11 protein-coding genes and 2 pseudogenes are annotated in these 12,697 nt (G+C 60.6%); 6 read left to right on the top strand and 7 right to left on the bottom strand.

The genetic code is table 11. The features are described 5' to 3' along the window. The first annotated feature begins 30 nt into the window (after positions 1-30). Together HMPREF3011_RS10420 and HMPREF3011_RS10415 are read left to right on the top strand one after the other, a co-directional pair. Entirely contained in the window at positions 31-1,359 is a 1,329-nt protein-coding gene (locus HMPREF3011_RS10420) for a PepSY-associated TM helix domain-containing protein (protein WP_049181224.1), read from the top strand. A 78-nt stretch (positions 1,360-1,437) separates the two neighbouring features. Then, positions 1,438-1,938 carry a hypothetical protein gene (locus HMPREF3011_RS10415; protein ID WP_049181225.1) on the top strand — a complete coding sequence of 167 codons (501 nt, stop codon included), beginning with the start codon at positions 1,438-1,440 and terminating at the stop codon, positions 1,936-1,938. A 29-nt stretch (positions 1,939-1,967) separates the two neighbouring features. On the opposite strand, the gene HMPREF3011_RS10410 is transcribed toward HMPREF3011_RS10415, so the two are convergent. Both HMPREF3011_RS10410 and HMPREF3011_RS11680 read right to left on the bottom strand, forming a co-directional pair. After that, positions 1,968-2,303, bottom strand: a complete 336-nt coding sequence (locus HMPREF3011_RS10410; protein ID WP_038627166.1) for a type II toxin-antitoxin system HicB family antitoxin — start codon at positions 2,301-2,303, stop codon at positions 1,968-1,970. A 2-nt stretch (positions 2,304-2,305) separates the two neighbouring features. Continuing rightward, positions 2,306-2,659 carry a hypothetical protein gene (locus HMPREF3011_RS11680; RefSeq protein WP_316247734.1) on the bottom strand — a complete coding sequence of 118 codons (354 nt, stop codon included), beginning with the start codon at positions 2,657-2,659 and terminating at the stop codon, positions 2,306-2,308. Between the two features lie 38 nt (positions 2,660-2,697). Between HMPREF3011_RS11680 and HMPREF3011_RS10400 the strand changes: the two genes are divergently transcribed. Next, positions 2,698-3,033 (top strand): YciI family protein, encoded by a 336-nt coding sequence (locus tag HMPREF3011_RS10400; RefSeq protein ID WP_038627170.1) that lies wholly within the window; start codon positions 2,698-2,700, stop codon positions 3,031-3,033. A 13-nt stretch (positions 3,034-3,046) separates the two neighbouring features. Here HMPREF3011_RS10400 and HMPREF3011_RS10395 read toward each other — a convergent pair. Together HMPREF3011_RS10395 and HMPREF3011_RS10390 are read right to left on the bottom strand one after the other, a co-directional pair. Next, a pseudogene (locus HMPREF3011_RS10395) lies at positions 3,047-3,897 on the bottom strand (SDR family NAD(P)-dependent oxidoreductase). After that, positions 3,894-5,111, bottom strand: coding sequence for a saccharopine dehydrogenase family protein (locus tag HMPREF3011_RS10390; protein WP_038627174.1), 1,218 nt, complete (start codon positions 5,109-5,111; stop codon positions 3,894-3,896). Before HMPREF3011_RS10390 ends, HMPREF3011_RS10395 begins: the two are co-directional and overlap by 4 nt. Positions 5,112-5,217: 106 nt before the next feature. Between HMPREF3011_RS10390 and HMPREF3011_RS10385 the strand changes: the two genes are divergently transcribed. Together HMPREF3011_RS10385 and HMPREF3011_RS10380 are read left to right on the top strand one after the other, a co-directional pair. Then, entirely contained in the window at positions 5,218-6,426 is a 1,209-nt protein-coding gene (locus tag HMPREF3011_RS10385) for an MFS transporter (protein WP_049181226.1), read from the top strand. Positions 6,427-6,609: 183 nt separating this feature from the next. Next, positions 6,610-7,848, top strand: coding sequence for a Fic family protein (locus tag HMPREF3011_RS10380; RefSeq protein ID WP_239393049.1), 1,239 nt, complete (start codon positions 6,610-6,612; stop codon positions 7,846-7,848). Here the strand turns inward: HMPREF3011_RS10380 and HMPREF3011_RS10375 are convergent. Continuing rightward, a complete protein-coding gene (locus HMPREF3011_RS10375) occupies positions 7,839-8,225 on the bottom strand; it encodes a Rieske (2Fe-2S) protein (RefSeq protein ID WP_016421777.1) in 387 nt (128 codons plus the stop codon). The genes HMPREF3011_RS10380 and HMPREF3011_RS10375 overlap by 10 nt on opposite strands. Before the next feature lie 30 nt (positions 8,226-8,255). Beyond that, a pseudogene (locus HMPREF3011_RS10370) lies at positions 8,256-8,977 on the bottom strand (YggS family pyridoxal phosphate-dependent enzyme). Positions 8,978-9,061: 84 nt separating this feature from the next. On the opposite strand from HMPREF3011_RS10370, the gene HMPREF3011_RS10365 reads away from it, so the two are divergent. Next, entirely contained in the window at positions 9,062-10,228 is a 1,167-nt protein-coding gene (locus HMPREF3011_RS10365) for a glycosyltransferase 87 family protein (RefSeq protein WP_224792251.1), read from the top strand. Between the two features lie 12 nt (positions 10,229-10,240). Here HMPREF3011_RS10365 and HMPREF3011_RS10360 read toward each other — a convergent pair whose 3' ends face one another. Next, on the bottom strand, positions 10,241-12,658 hold the full coding sequence (locus tag HMPREF3011_RS10360) for an ATP-dependent RNA helicase (protein ID WP_070841504.1): 2,418 nt from the start codon (positions 12,656-12,658) through the stop codon (positions 10,241-10,243). Between the last annotated feature and the right edge of the window lie 39 nt (positions 12,659-12,697).

Here is a 12,697-nt window from a genome sequence, read left to right as displayed (position 1 = left end):
AAGTGAGACGGTTCGTCCGACTAATAGAGCATGACTTCAATAGCCACAGGCGATGCCGCTGGAACGCCAGCCGCAAACCCCGTCGCACAGACTCAGAAAAATGGTGGACCACGAGCATTACTGCACCGAATCCATGTCGTTGCAGGCATCCTCGTTGCGCCGCTACTCGTTATTGCAGCTATCACAGGCGTGGCATATGCCCTCGCTCCGAGCATAGAAAAGGTGGTTTACCACGAAGAACTAACTGCAACTTCAAGCCTTCCCGCACAGCCTCTGGAAAAGCAGGTTGAGGTCGCGCAGCGCGTGCATCCTGAGCTGCCGGTGACCGCAGTGCAGGTCCCGGAAAAGCCGGGGCAGACAACGCGAGTCATGTTCAATGATGAGCAGTTGAAGTCGGAGTCCTACCGACATGCGGTGTTCGTCGACCCAGGCGACTTGAGCATCAAGGGTGACCTGGTGCAATACGGTTCCTCGGCGGCGCTGCCACTGCGGGCCTGGATCTCGGAAGGGCACCGCAGGCTCTGGATTGATAGCAACTTTGGTCGCCTCTACTCTGAGACAGCAGCATCCTGGATGGGCGCACTGGCTATTGGTGGCCTCTGGCTCTGGTGGGACCGTTCGCGCCGCAAGCGGACACAGGGAACAAGTAAGAGGGCGCATCATATGCGTCGTCACGCGAATGTTGGTGTGGCGGTCAGCGTTGGACTTTTGTTCCTGACCGTCACCGGCCTGACGTGGTCGTGGGTGGCTGGAACCGGCATCGCAAAGCTACGTGAGACGATGGACTGGTACGCGCCGAAACCAGCTGTGACTGCGACTGCTCCAGCGAATTATGAATGGTCAGAGGCGGATAGTGTTATGAACCTCGCACGTGCCGAGGGGCTGTCCGGGAAAGTCGAACTGACACCACCGGAAGCTGGCACAGTGTGGATGGCCAAGGAAGCCCGCGAGGAATGGCGGATGGGCATTGAGACCGTCACCGTTGACGGGTCGACCGGAGCGATGGTTGACCGGATTCATTTTGCGGACTGGCCGCTGCCGGCAAAGCTGACCGAATGGCTGATTAACGCGCACATGGGAATCCTGTTCGGGTGGGTGAATCAGCTGGTCCTGGCACTGATCGGTGTTGCTCTGCTGGCGATGATTGTGCGCGGCTACGCCATGTGGTTTGGGCGCGGTCGCGGTGGTCGTCCGGGCAGATTCCCGGCGCCAACGCGCTGGCGAGATATTCGCCCGGGTGTCGCAGCGGCTGTTGTGGCGCTGTTGATTGCCTACTCGGTAGTTGCACCACTGTTCGGTGTGACGCTCGTTGGCTTCGTGATTATTGATTGGGCCTGGCGGAAGCTCCGGAGAGGTTAGTGTAGGTTCTGTCGCCTTCGGGTTCCCTGTACCTAACGGCGTAGTAAGACCCACAGAAACACTCAGAAGGGTAAACGCATGACGAAGTACTGGAATCACAACGGCAGTATCTACAAAGACGACGGCCAGGAAGATTGGTGCGTTTATAACCCGTCTTTGCGTGATTGGGAGCGCACCCCGCGTGCTAAGGAAGCCTACGACAAGGCAGGCCAAGCCCCGTTCGACCCCATCACCGAGCAGCAGGCACTCGTCGATATTGCAGAGCAGCAGGAACGCTACAACAAAAAGATTCAGGACAAAATCAAGGATCTGCGCGCGAAAATGAAGGCTGTCGGTGCGCAGGCCAGACAGGCTGCTGAACAGCTGTACCCAACCTTTGCCGAGCAATCTGCCGCATACCGCGAGGGCGCGCAGGCCTACAACGAGGGCAAATCTTGGCGCGATAACCCGCATGCCCCCGAGTCAGGTCTAGCCGCCCCGTGGCGCATGGGGTTCAATACCCGCAAGCAGCAGGTAGCGGAGATCAGGGCACAGCGAGCCGCCACTGCGAAACAGGAATTGGCGAAAGAACAAAACTAGGCCCTGCCCGCAAAACGCCCGATCAAAACCTATGCAGCGCCTGCGAGTGTCTGCGCTACGTAAGTATTGAGCGAGACTCCTTCGCGGGCAGCTGCCATTGCCAGTTTCCGGTGCAGTGAACTGGGGATTCGGACGTTGAATCGCCCCGAGTAGGAACGGTGACCGAAGGGCTCTGGGACTGCTTCATCGGAGGCTTCCATATCCATAAGAACCTCAGTAACGAGGTCTCGAAGTTTTTGTTCCGCTTCCGACGAGTTTTCAGCTACCCACGACAGTGAAGGAAACTCCAGTACCGTCGCCACATATTCTTGATCAGGTTCTGACCAGAAGACCTGGTAGGTGTACTTTTCAGCAGGATAAGACATTGTTATTTTCCTTCGAGTAGAAGTTTGTCGATGGCGGCTAGTACTTGATTGACCTGGTAGGGCTTAGCTTTCCCATTTCGGTTTTGAATGTTGACTCGAGGGTCGCCGCGCCACGGTGTTTTGTATGTTTCATGATCGCCCCCGCGCGAAGGGCGTCGTTCGAAGTAAAAGTCGCAGACCTTCTTCAGATCTTGGTAAGAAACGTTGGCGTTTGAAGCGCGCATAGATGTAAGAATTTTTTCTATTTTGTCCCCCACATCTTTGATAGTACCACCTGTAGTACCACCCCGGTCAAAGGGTAACCAGCGACCAAAGCCAAAATTCCCCAAAAATTCCCCAATGCCAACCCCATCCAATCTGTTACACTTAGCAAAACGAAACTCAGGAGCTTGGTGTGCAGTACTTTTTCACGGTCCATGGCCGCAGAGATATCAACGCGTATGACTCTGATGAGGAAATGCACGCTGCCTTTGAACGAATCGGACGCTTCAATCAGAAGCTGCAGGACGAAGGCCACTGGGTTATGTCCGGCGGGCTGGTTCCGCCAGAGGATGCCATGACGGTGCTGCCGGATGGTTCACATAGCGATTTGCCGTATTACAACGCGATGACGTTCCCGTCGGCTTTTTGGATTGTCCAAGTCGCAGATGAGCAAGAGGCTATCAACCTAGCCCACGAAGCTGCGGAGGCGTGTGCGCAGGCCGTCGAGATGCGCGCTATCGCTGAATAGCACGCCGATTAACTCACCGCAGCCCGTGCACCCGGCGCATGATGGTCAACATCGCTTGCGTCGGGATCCGCCGCATGAAGGGCACCGCCACGCTTGCCGACGACCCCGCGCCACCAGGGCCAAGGGTCGTTCGGCGGCCACCTCGCGCATCACTACCTCCGCAATCTCGGAAGCGGGAATGCCCCCTTCCTCGTTGGCATTCAACTTCGTCAGCATGCGGTGGACATCAGCAGCGTAAACGGAACCCTCATCGCTATATGTCGTCCGACGTGCAGAAATACCGGTGTTTATGGAACCCGGCTCGACAACGGTCACGCCGATACCGAACTGCGCGACTTCACCGCGCAGCGAGAGTCCAAAGCCGCGGATAGCGGCCTTGGTCGCCACGTAGGAAGAACGGTAGGACAGCGGTAACCCGCCGAGCATCGAGCCCACCAGCACAATTCGGCCACGACCGGCCTCACGCATGCCGGGCAGCAGCTGTTGTAACAGCTCCACCTGCCCCAGAACATTGACCTGGAAGAGACGCTCAAGCGCCTCGCGGGGTAGCTCCTCGAAAGCGCCCGACTGGCTCTCACCGGCGTTGGCGACGACGACGTCGTAAGGCCCGTGAGCGACCACAGCGGCGATATCGTCAGCGCTGGACATGTCGAGCGCCACCATCTGCACGCCCTCGGGGTGCGGCGCATCGGCGCCTCTGCGGGACGTGCCAACGACCTCGAAACCGGCCTTGACCAGTGCCTCCGCGCATGCCCAGCCGATGCCGGAGGAAGCGCCGGTCACTAACGCACGGCCACCACCTACACTCGGCAGCTTCGGTCCGCGGGTGAGATTCGCAAAAGCACCGGTCAGGCCACCAATCATCGAGCCTGCACCGTCTCAATGGTCATGCCGCCAGCGCGGAGACGGCGGGACAGGGCGTCGCCAAGCGCGACAGTAGGAGTGAGCACGCCAGTGGTGTCCGGCAGATCGTCGTGGACGAGCGCGAGGGCGGCGCTGGAAATCATAATCGCGGTGCCTGTGTACCCTGGGTCTTCCTCAAGGGACACCTTGGAACGCCAGTGAATGCCGGAGGTATCGACGGTGTAGGCCTCGATGGTGAAGCGGCCCTCGGCCTGTGCTTCAGCGCTCGGGCCCTCGCCCGGCTTCGGTAGTTTTTTATCAATGAGCTTGGCCGTCGGCCCAAATGCCATCGCCGCCAGCGCCAACCTGCAGACAGCTGCGAAAGCATTCGCGCGCACGAAAGCCCTCGGACCGCGGCCGACATTGAGTAGTTCGCGGTAGCGGAAGGAATCACCGTAATCCGCCAGCATCGCTGAGCGCTGAACAATGCGGGTGTTGAAAGGCGACATGAAGAAGGGGGCTCGCCAGTGGCTGCGGAAGCGCGCCGGGCGCAGGTCGACGCCGAACTTACCCTGGTCGGGTCCCGGCTCAGCCAGCGCGTACTGATCGGCGATGATGCGACGCAGCTTGGGATCCTTCTTGGCCTGTTCAAGCTGAACGCGGACCGAATCGATAGTGCCGCCGGAGACGCCACCCTTGACGTGCTTGAACAGCAGGGTTGTCTCACCGAGCTTGGTGTGAGCTGCTTCGTGGAGCTCGCGGACAGCGACGTCGGAGGGAATCGAGTCGAAGCCGCAGGAGTGAACAATTTTAGCTCCGGTCTGCTGCGCTACCTCGTGGTTGTTTGCAATGGAGTCGTGGACGAACAGCACCTCGCCACACAGGTCGACGTAGTGAGTACCGGCCTTGGCACACTCGGCCACCAGGGTGCGGCCGTACTTTGCGTACGGTCCAACAAGGGTCAACACCACCTTTGTGCTGGCAGCAAGCTGTGCCACCGCCTGCTGGTCGGCGGCATCCGCAACAATGACCGGCCAGTCCGATACGCCTGCGTTCTCCGCGACGTCGGCAAGCTTCTGAGCATTCCTACCTGCGAGCGCCACCTTTGTCTGACCGGCGTGTTTAGCCAGATAGTCCACAATCAAGCGGCCCACGAAACCCGTGGCACCGTAGACGACAATGTCGTACTCGCGGTCGTGATTGCGACCCTGTGGCTGTGCGGAAGAAGTAGTCATGCCTACGAAACTAATAAAACGAAAGCGATACCGCGGGCGAATTAAAAAGGTTTTTTGGTTTGGTGTATTCAGCGAGGGGTTTGGAGGGAGGGCTAACGTAGGACAAGTGACTAGCGCTAACGAAAACCCCGAACAGATCGAAGGACTGCGGCCAGAAGATCCCGGATTCCGCCGCGCGCTTATCGCTGTGCTTTTCGCCGGCCTGGCATCGTTCCAAGCGCTCTACGCAACGCAGGCGCTACTGCCCACGCTTTCCGACGAGCTATCGGTCGACCCAGCCACCGCCGCACTGACGGTATCCGCCACCACCGGTGGTCTGGCCTGTGCGATTATCCCGGTGTCCATATTGTCCGAACGCTTTGGACGCAGGCGCGTAATCGTCATCAGCGCATTTGTGGCAACGCTGCTGGGGCTCGTGGTGTCAATCGCGCCGGGCATCGGTTCGATGATTGCGCTGCGCCTGCTGCAGGGCATTGTCATTGCCGGTGTTCCCGCAGTGGCTATGGCCTATGTCAGTGAGGAAGTCCACGCCGACCACGTCAGTCGCGTGATGGGGCTGTATATCTCGGGCACGACGGTCGGTGGTCTGCTCGGCCGTATTATTCCGTCCATTGTGCTGGAGTTCGCCTCTTGGCGGATGGCGATTGCGGTCTCAGCGACGGTGGCGTTTGTTTTCGCCATTCTGACCTGGTACTTCCTGCCGCAACAGCGTAGGTTCCAGCCGAAGCAGCTGTCGTTTGCAGGGGAGGGGCAGGCCATAGCGCGGCACTTGCGCGACCCGCGCATTCTCGCGCTGTGCGCCCTGGCGTTCCTGTTTATGGGGTCGTTTGTCTCTCTGTACAACTACCTGGGCTTCCGACTGGGCGATAAGTTCGGGCTCTCCCCGGCACTGGCAGGGTTCGTATTTATTCTCTACCTGTCGGGCACGTGGTCGTCGGCACGCGCGGGCGTGTGGGCGAAGACGGTGAGCCGCCGTCGCCTCATCGCCATTGCGACTCTGGCCGCGTGCGTGGGCTTGGGGCTGGCGCTGCTGCCGTGGCTGCCCACATTGGTTGTGGGCGTGCTTGTATTCACGGCATCGTTCTTCGTGGCGCACTCGCTGTCCTCGTCCGGCGTGGGGCTGGTGGCGCAGCGCGACCGCGCCGAGGCGTCATCGATGTACCTGTTCAGCTACTATGCGGGTTCGTCCATTGTCGGTTGGGTATCCGGGATGGTGTTCAGCCGCTTTGAGTGGGCAGGGCTGATTCCGTGGCTGGTGGCGCTGTCCTTCGTCGCGGGCGCGTGTGCTGTGGCGGGGCTGAAGCCGCGGCGGTAGGGGCAATATCGGCAACATAGCGCATTTAGGCACCGCGTAAAGAACCCTTAATGTAAAAAACAGTGATTTTTTACATTAAGGGTTAGTTTTTAGGGCACTATATGTAAAAAGCATCATGTAAAGAACGCCGGGGAAAGAAGGGAGCTCGCCGTGAAGCACTATCCGCTTAAGAGGATCTTCCACATGTCCGCACATGATGCGGAACAGACATTGGAAGGCGAATACCAGTCACGCAAAGACTCCCCGTCGACGATTCAGTGGCACTTTCCGCTGGGGCAGTGGCCGCTCTTTTGCTGCATTACAAGCGATCTCGCGGCCAAGATTGAAAAGATTCTGTCTCTAGAGCTACAGATCTCACAGTTGTGGAATCGCCTGCCGGATGCCGCGCGGACTCACTATCTTTTCAATCTGCTCCTGACCGAGGTGGTAGCCACCAATGAAATTGAGGGAATTCACTCCACACGGCGAGAAGTCGCGGAGGCGTTGGACAACACTTCGGGAACCCAGCACAAGCGCTTCCATGAATTCAGTCAGCTCTATTTCCGGTTGGCCAACGATGAGCGGATTGAGTTTCCGACAACGCTCACAGAAATCCGTCAGCAGTACGATCAGCTTCTCGGCGATGAGATTGCCGCCGAAGATGAGTTAGACGGTGAACTCTTCAGGGCAGCAACGGTCACGATTACCGATGGGCAACAACAGGTTCATCGAGGTGTTGAAAGCGAAGCTGCCATTCACCAACTCCTCAATGAGTTCCTGGCAACGGTGAATTCCGCAGAGGACAATCGGCTGATTCGAATCTTGGCAAGCCATTTCATGTTCGAATTCGTTCACCCGTTTTATGACGGCAACGGCCGGATGGGACGTTTTCTACTGTCCGTGGCTTTGCGGGAGGCACTCTCGACCTCAACTGCGCTGACTATTTCCCGCCAACTCGCTGAGGATAAAGCGAAGTATTACAAGGCTTTTACCACTACGGAAGACCCAATGAACCGGGGAGAAGTCACTTTCTTCGTCGAGGCGATGGCTGATGTCATTCTGAATGCACAGCAGTATTTGCTGGAAGAGCTGCAGATGAAGTCTTACCAGTGCGAAAGGCTTGAACAGCGGATAGCTGAGCTATCTAACTCGCCCGAGCGGGTGCTGCCTGTGTCGCTTACAGGAAACGAGATTGGCACGCTATACGTCCTGGCACAGGTTCGGTTGTTCGGGCCCGAATATGGAATCAAGCTCGAACACGTCGCTGACACCGTCGGCAAGGAAAAGCGGACAGCGCGAAAGTATCTCGCCGAGTTAGAGGCGGCAGGATTGGCAATGCCCACGAGCCGCCGCCCGCTGCGATTCCAGCTGGCACCGGCGGGACTAGATCTCTTAGGCCTTGAACCCGCCGACCATGAATCTGCTTCCGGAATCTACTTCTGACCCACAATCAGCTCAGTGCCATCGGCCGACAGCGGAGCCTGGCCAGCGGGCTTACGTGAGGGGCCAGAAACAACCTGACCAGTAGCAATATCAAAGTGGGAGTTGTGGTTCGGGCAAATCATCACACCATTGCTGACCTCAGTGATGCGACCATTCTGGTGCGGGCACGAACTGGAGAAAGCGGCGAACTTGCCCTCCTCCGGCTGCGTGACGACGTAATTGCCGATAACCACACCGCCGCCAACCGGAATGTCGGCAGCGTCAACTTTCTCCACCGCAGACTTTGGTGCACAAGCGGCTACGAGTGCGCCAGCTGCAGTGGCGGCAGTTCCCAGGAGGAAACGACGACGGGAGCACGGGGAGACATCAGAACTCATGGCACTGAGATTACCTTCATTTGATTACCTTTATTTTTTATACGAGCGTTCACCGAAGATAGCGCGTCCCACACGCACGGTGGTCGCTCCCTCGGCGATGGCTTCGCGGTAGTCGCCGGACATACCCATCGACAGTTCGTCGAGGCTGACGCCCTCCGGCAAATCCCCGAGCAGACTGTCGCGCAGATCGCGCAGCTCCGCGAAGGTCTCGCGGACATTCGGGTCATTCTGGGCCGCGATGGTCATAAACCCGCGCAGGCGCAGGTTCGGGTACTCGCCATCGGGGCCGAACATGCGGACAAACTCCGCTGCGTGGCTCGGCGCCAGGCCCGACTTCTGCGGCTCGCGGGAGACATTGACCTGAATCAGCACATCAAGTGTGCGCTCGGAATCAGCCAAGTGGCGCTGCAGCGCTCCGGCCACCTTCGGTCGGTCCAGCGCCTGAAACTCATCAGCACAGCTGACTAAATGGCCTGCCTTATTCGTCTGCAGTGGACCAATGATGGCCATATGTGGTGCTTTCTCGCCGAAGGCCTCCCGGAATACCTCCGCCTTGGCCACCGCTTCCTGGACGCGGTTTCCGCCAGGCCAGCGCAGCCGGCTGCCGCGAGCTCCGGCCAGGATTCCACCAGGGCGTCGACAGGCACAGTCTTGCTGACGGGCAGCAGACGGACCTCGGAGGGCTGACGCCCGGCTCGTCGGCAAGCGTCGTCGATCTCGGAGCGAACCTTGCGATAGTTTTCCACGAACATACCTCCCACTCTAAGGCCTGAGTAGGAAGAACTGTGCGGTAGTGTCGAATCATGCTCATGGACAGACTCTCGACGCTTTCCGTCATGCAGAGACGGATCTTGGCAATTGTATTTGGGCTGGTGTCGCTGGTCGTTGTCATCGACTTCATCTATCTTGCGGCAACTGCCTACATGATGGACCTCGAGGTCTTCCAAGACGCCGGCTGGGCGCTACGACGAGACCAGGATCTCTACTCCCCAGAGTTTCCCACCAGATCGGGTTTCCGCTTCATCTACCCACCGTTTGCAGCGCTGCTGTTTTACCCGCTGACCTGGGCGGGGCCGGTTACCCTGCAAATCATCTGGACGTTCGCCACGCTGGCGGCGGTGTGGGCGATGCTGTGGATGGTCTTCACTCGTCTCGGCTCTGAGTGTCCGAAGCTGATGGCTACCTGCCTGCTCGGGGTGGTGATGCTGCTCGACCCGCTGCGCGCTAACGTGCTCTTCGGGCAGATCAACGTCTTCCTCGCGCTGCTGGTGGTCTCCGATGTGTTGGGCTTTTTGCCCAAGAAGCTACGTGGATTGGGCGTGGGTATCGCGGCGGGTATCAAGATCACCCCTGCGGCATATGCGCTGGTGTTCCTCATGCGCCGTGACTTTGCGGCCGTGGCCAAGAGCTTCTGCTGGTTCCTGGTGACCGTCGCCATTGGTTTCGCCGTGCGCTTTAAAGAGTCGATTTACTTCTGGACCGATGAGTTCTTCGCCGGCAACCGCGGTGGCGCCCCGGCTTACGAGGCCAACCAGGCGTTCAGTGGTCTGCTCGCCCGCGCCGGGGTGGAGGGCACTGCGCTCGATATTGGCATCTACGGTTTCTTCCTCTTTGGCGCCATCGCTGCCGCTTTCGTGGCGTGGGTCTACCATCGCGATGGCTATGAGGTCGCAGCCCTCGGTTTCGTCGCGCTGGCGGTCAGCTTTGCTGGACCGTACGCGGTCAGCCACCACTGGTCGATTGTCATGGTCTTTGTGCCGCTGGTGCTCTTCGTCCGCGAGATCGGGAACATCGTTGTCGGCACCTTGTTCATGATCGCCCATTGGTGGGCGCCGTACAAGGTCTTCGTGGGCAACGACTTCGGCCATGCTGCGGGCGTGGGGCAGTGGTTCTACGGCAACATGCAGGGAATCATGGGCGGCGTGCTCTTCTTCACCTGCCTGGGCTACGCAATCTACCTCTGGTACAAACCCAGTCGCGTGCGGGCGCAGGCAGCTGCTTAACGACGAGCCTGCTTAACGACGGCGCTTCGTTCTCGCAGTAGCCTGCTCCTCCCACGGGTTCTCCGGCCACGGATGCTTGGGGTAACGGCCCCGCATCTCGGAGCGAACCTGTGCGTAGGCGCCATTCCAGAAACTTTCCAAGTCTCCAGTGACCGCGAGTGGTCGCTGAGCCGGTGACAGTAAGTGCATTGTCACCGGCTTTTCCAATACCTGCGGGGTCTCCGCCAGGCCAAAGCACTCCTGCAACTTCACAGCCAGGACAATCTGCGCCTCTTCGTCGGTGGGGTCCTCCGGGTACTCCAGGCGAATCTTAGAACCGGATGGGACCTCCAGGCGTTCGGGCACCAGCCGGTCGAAGTCCGTGGCCTCCGGCCAGGGCAGCAGGCGGCGGAGGTGCTCGGCATCCAAAGTCGGAGGGGTCGGGCGGTCCAGCTCGCCAGCGAAGAGGAGCTCGGCCTGGGCCGCAAGCCCTGCGGGGGAGACATCCGGCCATGGGGCACCGCGATGAGTGTGGAGAAAGGCCATGCGGCGGCGGAGCTGTTCGGTGTCGCGGTCGAGGTTGGGGCTGGCGTCGGCAAGCGTGCCGGCAAGCCAGGTGGAGTTGGCGGCAATGCACTGCTCGGGCGTCGGGGAGACCTGGCGGGAGGACAGCTCGATGGCGCCGAGCAGGTCGCGCTCACGGGCGCGAACGCGGCCCTGTTCGACGCGCGCCGTGGTCTCTGTGCGGGCGAGGTGGCCGGCGGTGAGCATGGCAATTTCCAGGTCGATCGCCTCGCCGTCGCGGATTAGCGCGCCGCCGTGGGAGAGCCGCGAGATGTCGGCGGCCGCGATCCACTCGTGGCCGTGCAAGTCAGAACCGCGGGCGAGTTCCGCTGCGGTGCCGCCGGTGAAGAGGCATTCGTCGGAGTTCGCACTGCGCCGTCGCCCGATGAAATCCGGCCAGGCCAGGGCCGTGACCAGCGCGGGGATGTCCGAGGACAGCAGGTTGGCGGGGGCTTCAGTATCCAGCTCAATGCGGCGCACCTGCTTGGCCAAGCCGCGGGCATCGGTGAGTTTCTCCACCGCGCGTGCGACCGCGCCGGCGTGCTCCGGCATCATGGCCGTGGCGGTCAGCAGCGCGCGTCCCATGCGTGGATGCACCGGCAGGGTAGCCAGGGTGCGTCCGAGCTCCGTGATGTCACCGGCCTCATCAACAGCACCCAGGCCAGCGAGAATGCGGTTTGCAGCCTCCGTGTGGTGGGGTGGTGGGGCGTCGAGAAGCTTGAGTCCCTGCATCCCTGGCGTGCCCCACGCGGCGGCGTCGAGGAGCGCTTGGGTCAGGTCGGCGACCTCGATTTCCGGCGCGGGCCAGGCGGGAAAGGACGCGAACTCCGACTGAGAGACGCAGCGCACCACGATGCCCGGGCCCTCACGTCCCGCACGGCCCGCGCGCTGGTTCGCGGAGGACTGCGCACACGAGCTGGTGACCAGGCCGGAGAAGCCACGCGCGATGTCGAGTCGCGGCCCGCGCGTGAGGCAGGCGTCGACAACGGCGCGCACGCCCGGCACGGTCACGGATGATTCCGCAATCGCGGTGGACACAATCACGCGCCTACCGTCCGCTTGTCGACGGAACACGCGGTCCTGCTCTTCGGAGCTCTGCTGGCCATGCAGCGTTAGCACTGTCGCATCTGAGGCGTCGGCGATATAGCCTGCGCAGCGTTCCACCTCGCGGATCCCGGGGAGGAAAACCAGCACATCACCGGCGGCTTCCTCCACCAGTGTCCTGGTCTGCGCTGCCACGTGCTGCAGGAAATCGTCGGTCACACCGCGCGCATCCAGCCGCTGTGGGAAGGGCGAGTAGCGAATATCCAGCGGGTGGATTGCCGCCTCCGCCGCCACAATGGGAGCCGGGGTGGAGCCACCGAGCAAGGCCGCGAACTTCGGTGCGTCCACCGTCGCAGACATAGCGACAAGGCGCAGGTCATCGCGGATATCCCGCAAGTCGCGCACTATCGCCAACACCAGGTCGGTGTCCAAGCCGCGCTCGTGCACCTCGTCGATGAGCACCGCGCTGGCATCCACGTCGCCGTCGCGCAGCAGTCGACGCAGCAGCACACCGGGAGTGACAAACTCCACGCGGGTGGCGTGGGAAACTTTGGCGTCGCCACGCACCGAGTAACCAACTTCCCCACCGAGCTTCGTGCCCGACAGTTGGGCCAACCGCCGCGCCGCCGAGCGCACCGCCACGCGCCGGGGAGCCGTGACTACAATGCGTCCGCCTAGGGTGTTGGCCACCGCCGGTGGAACCAAAGTGGTCTTGCCGGTACCCGGTGGGGCCTGGACTACTACGTCGTGGTCGCGCACGGCGTCGGCAAGCGAGGCGAGCTGCGACGCGAACGGCAGGCCTGCAGAAATGTTCTGCAAATTGAACTGGAAATCGGTGCTCATAGAACTGGTAGTAACTCCGGACAGGCGGGTAAAGTGCCC

The sequence above is a fragment of the Corynebacterium sp. HMSC074C04 genome (genome assembly GCF_001838295.1).
Classification (GTDB): domain Bacteria; phylum Actinomycetota; class Actinomycetes; order Mycobacteriales; family Mycobacteriaceae; genus Corynebacterium; species Corynebacterium amycolatum.
The sequence above is the reverse complement of the archived record's forward strand: the minus strand, read 5'-3'. Positions and strand labels throughout refer to the sequence as shown.

Coding starts and splice junctions, on each gene's coding strand:
- HMPREF3011_RS10360 (WP_070841504.1), bottom strand. CDS start 12,658: ATGAGCACCGATTTCCAGTTCAATTTGCAGAACATTTCTGCAGGCCTG.
- HMPREF3011_RS10410 (WP_038627166.1), bottom strand. CDS start 2,303: ATGTCTTATCCTGCTGAAAAGTACACCTACCAGGTCTTCTGGTCAGAA.
- HMPREF3011_RS10365 (WP_224792251.1), top strand. CDS start 9,062: ATGCAGAGACGGATCTTGGCAATTGTATTTGGGCTGGTGTCGCTGGTC.
- HMPREF3011_RS10380 (WP_239393049.1), top strand. CDS start 6,610: ATGTCCGCACATGATGCGGAACAGACATTGGAAGGCGAATACCAGTCA.
- HMPREF3011_RS10415 (WP_049181225.1), top strand. CDS start 1,438: ATGACGAAGTACTGGAATCACAACGGCAGTATCTACAAAGACGACGGC.
- HMPREF3011_RS10420 (WP_049181224.1), top strand. CDS start 31: ATGACTTCAATAGCCACAGGCGATGCCGCTGGAACGCCAGCCGCAAAC.
- HMPREF3011_RS10390 (WP_038627174.1), bottom strand. CDS start 5,111: ATGACTACTTCTTCCGCACAGCCACAGGGTCGCAATCACGACCGCGAG.
- HMPREF3011_RS10375 (WP_016421777.1), bottom strand. CDS start 8,225: ATGAGTTCTGATGTCTCCCCGTGCTCCCGTCGTCGTTTCCTCCTGGGA.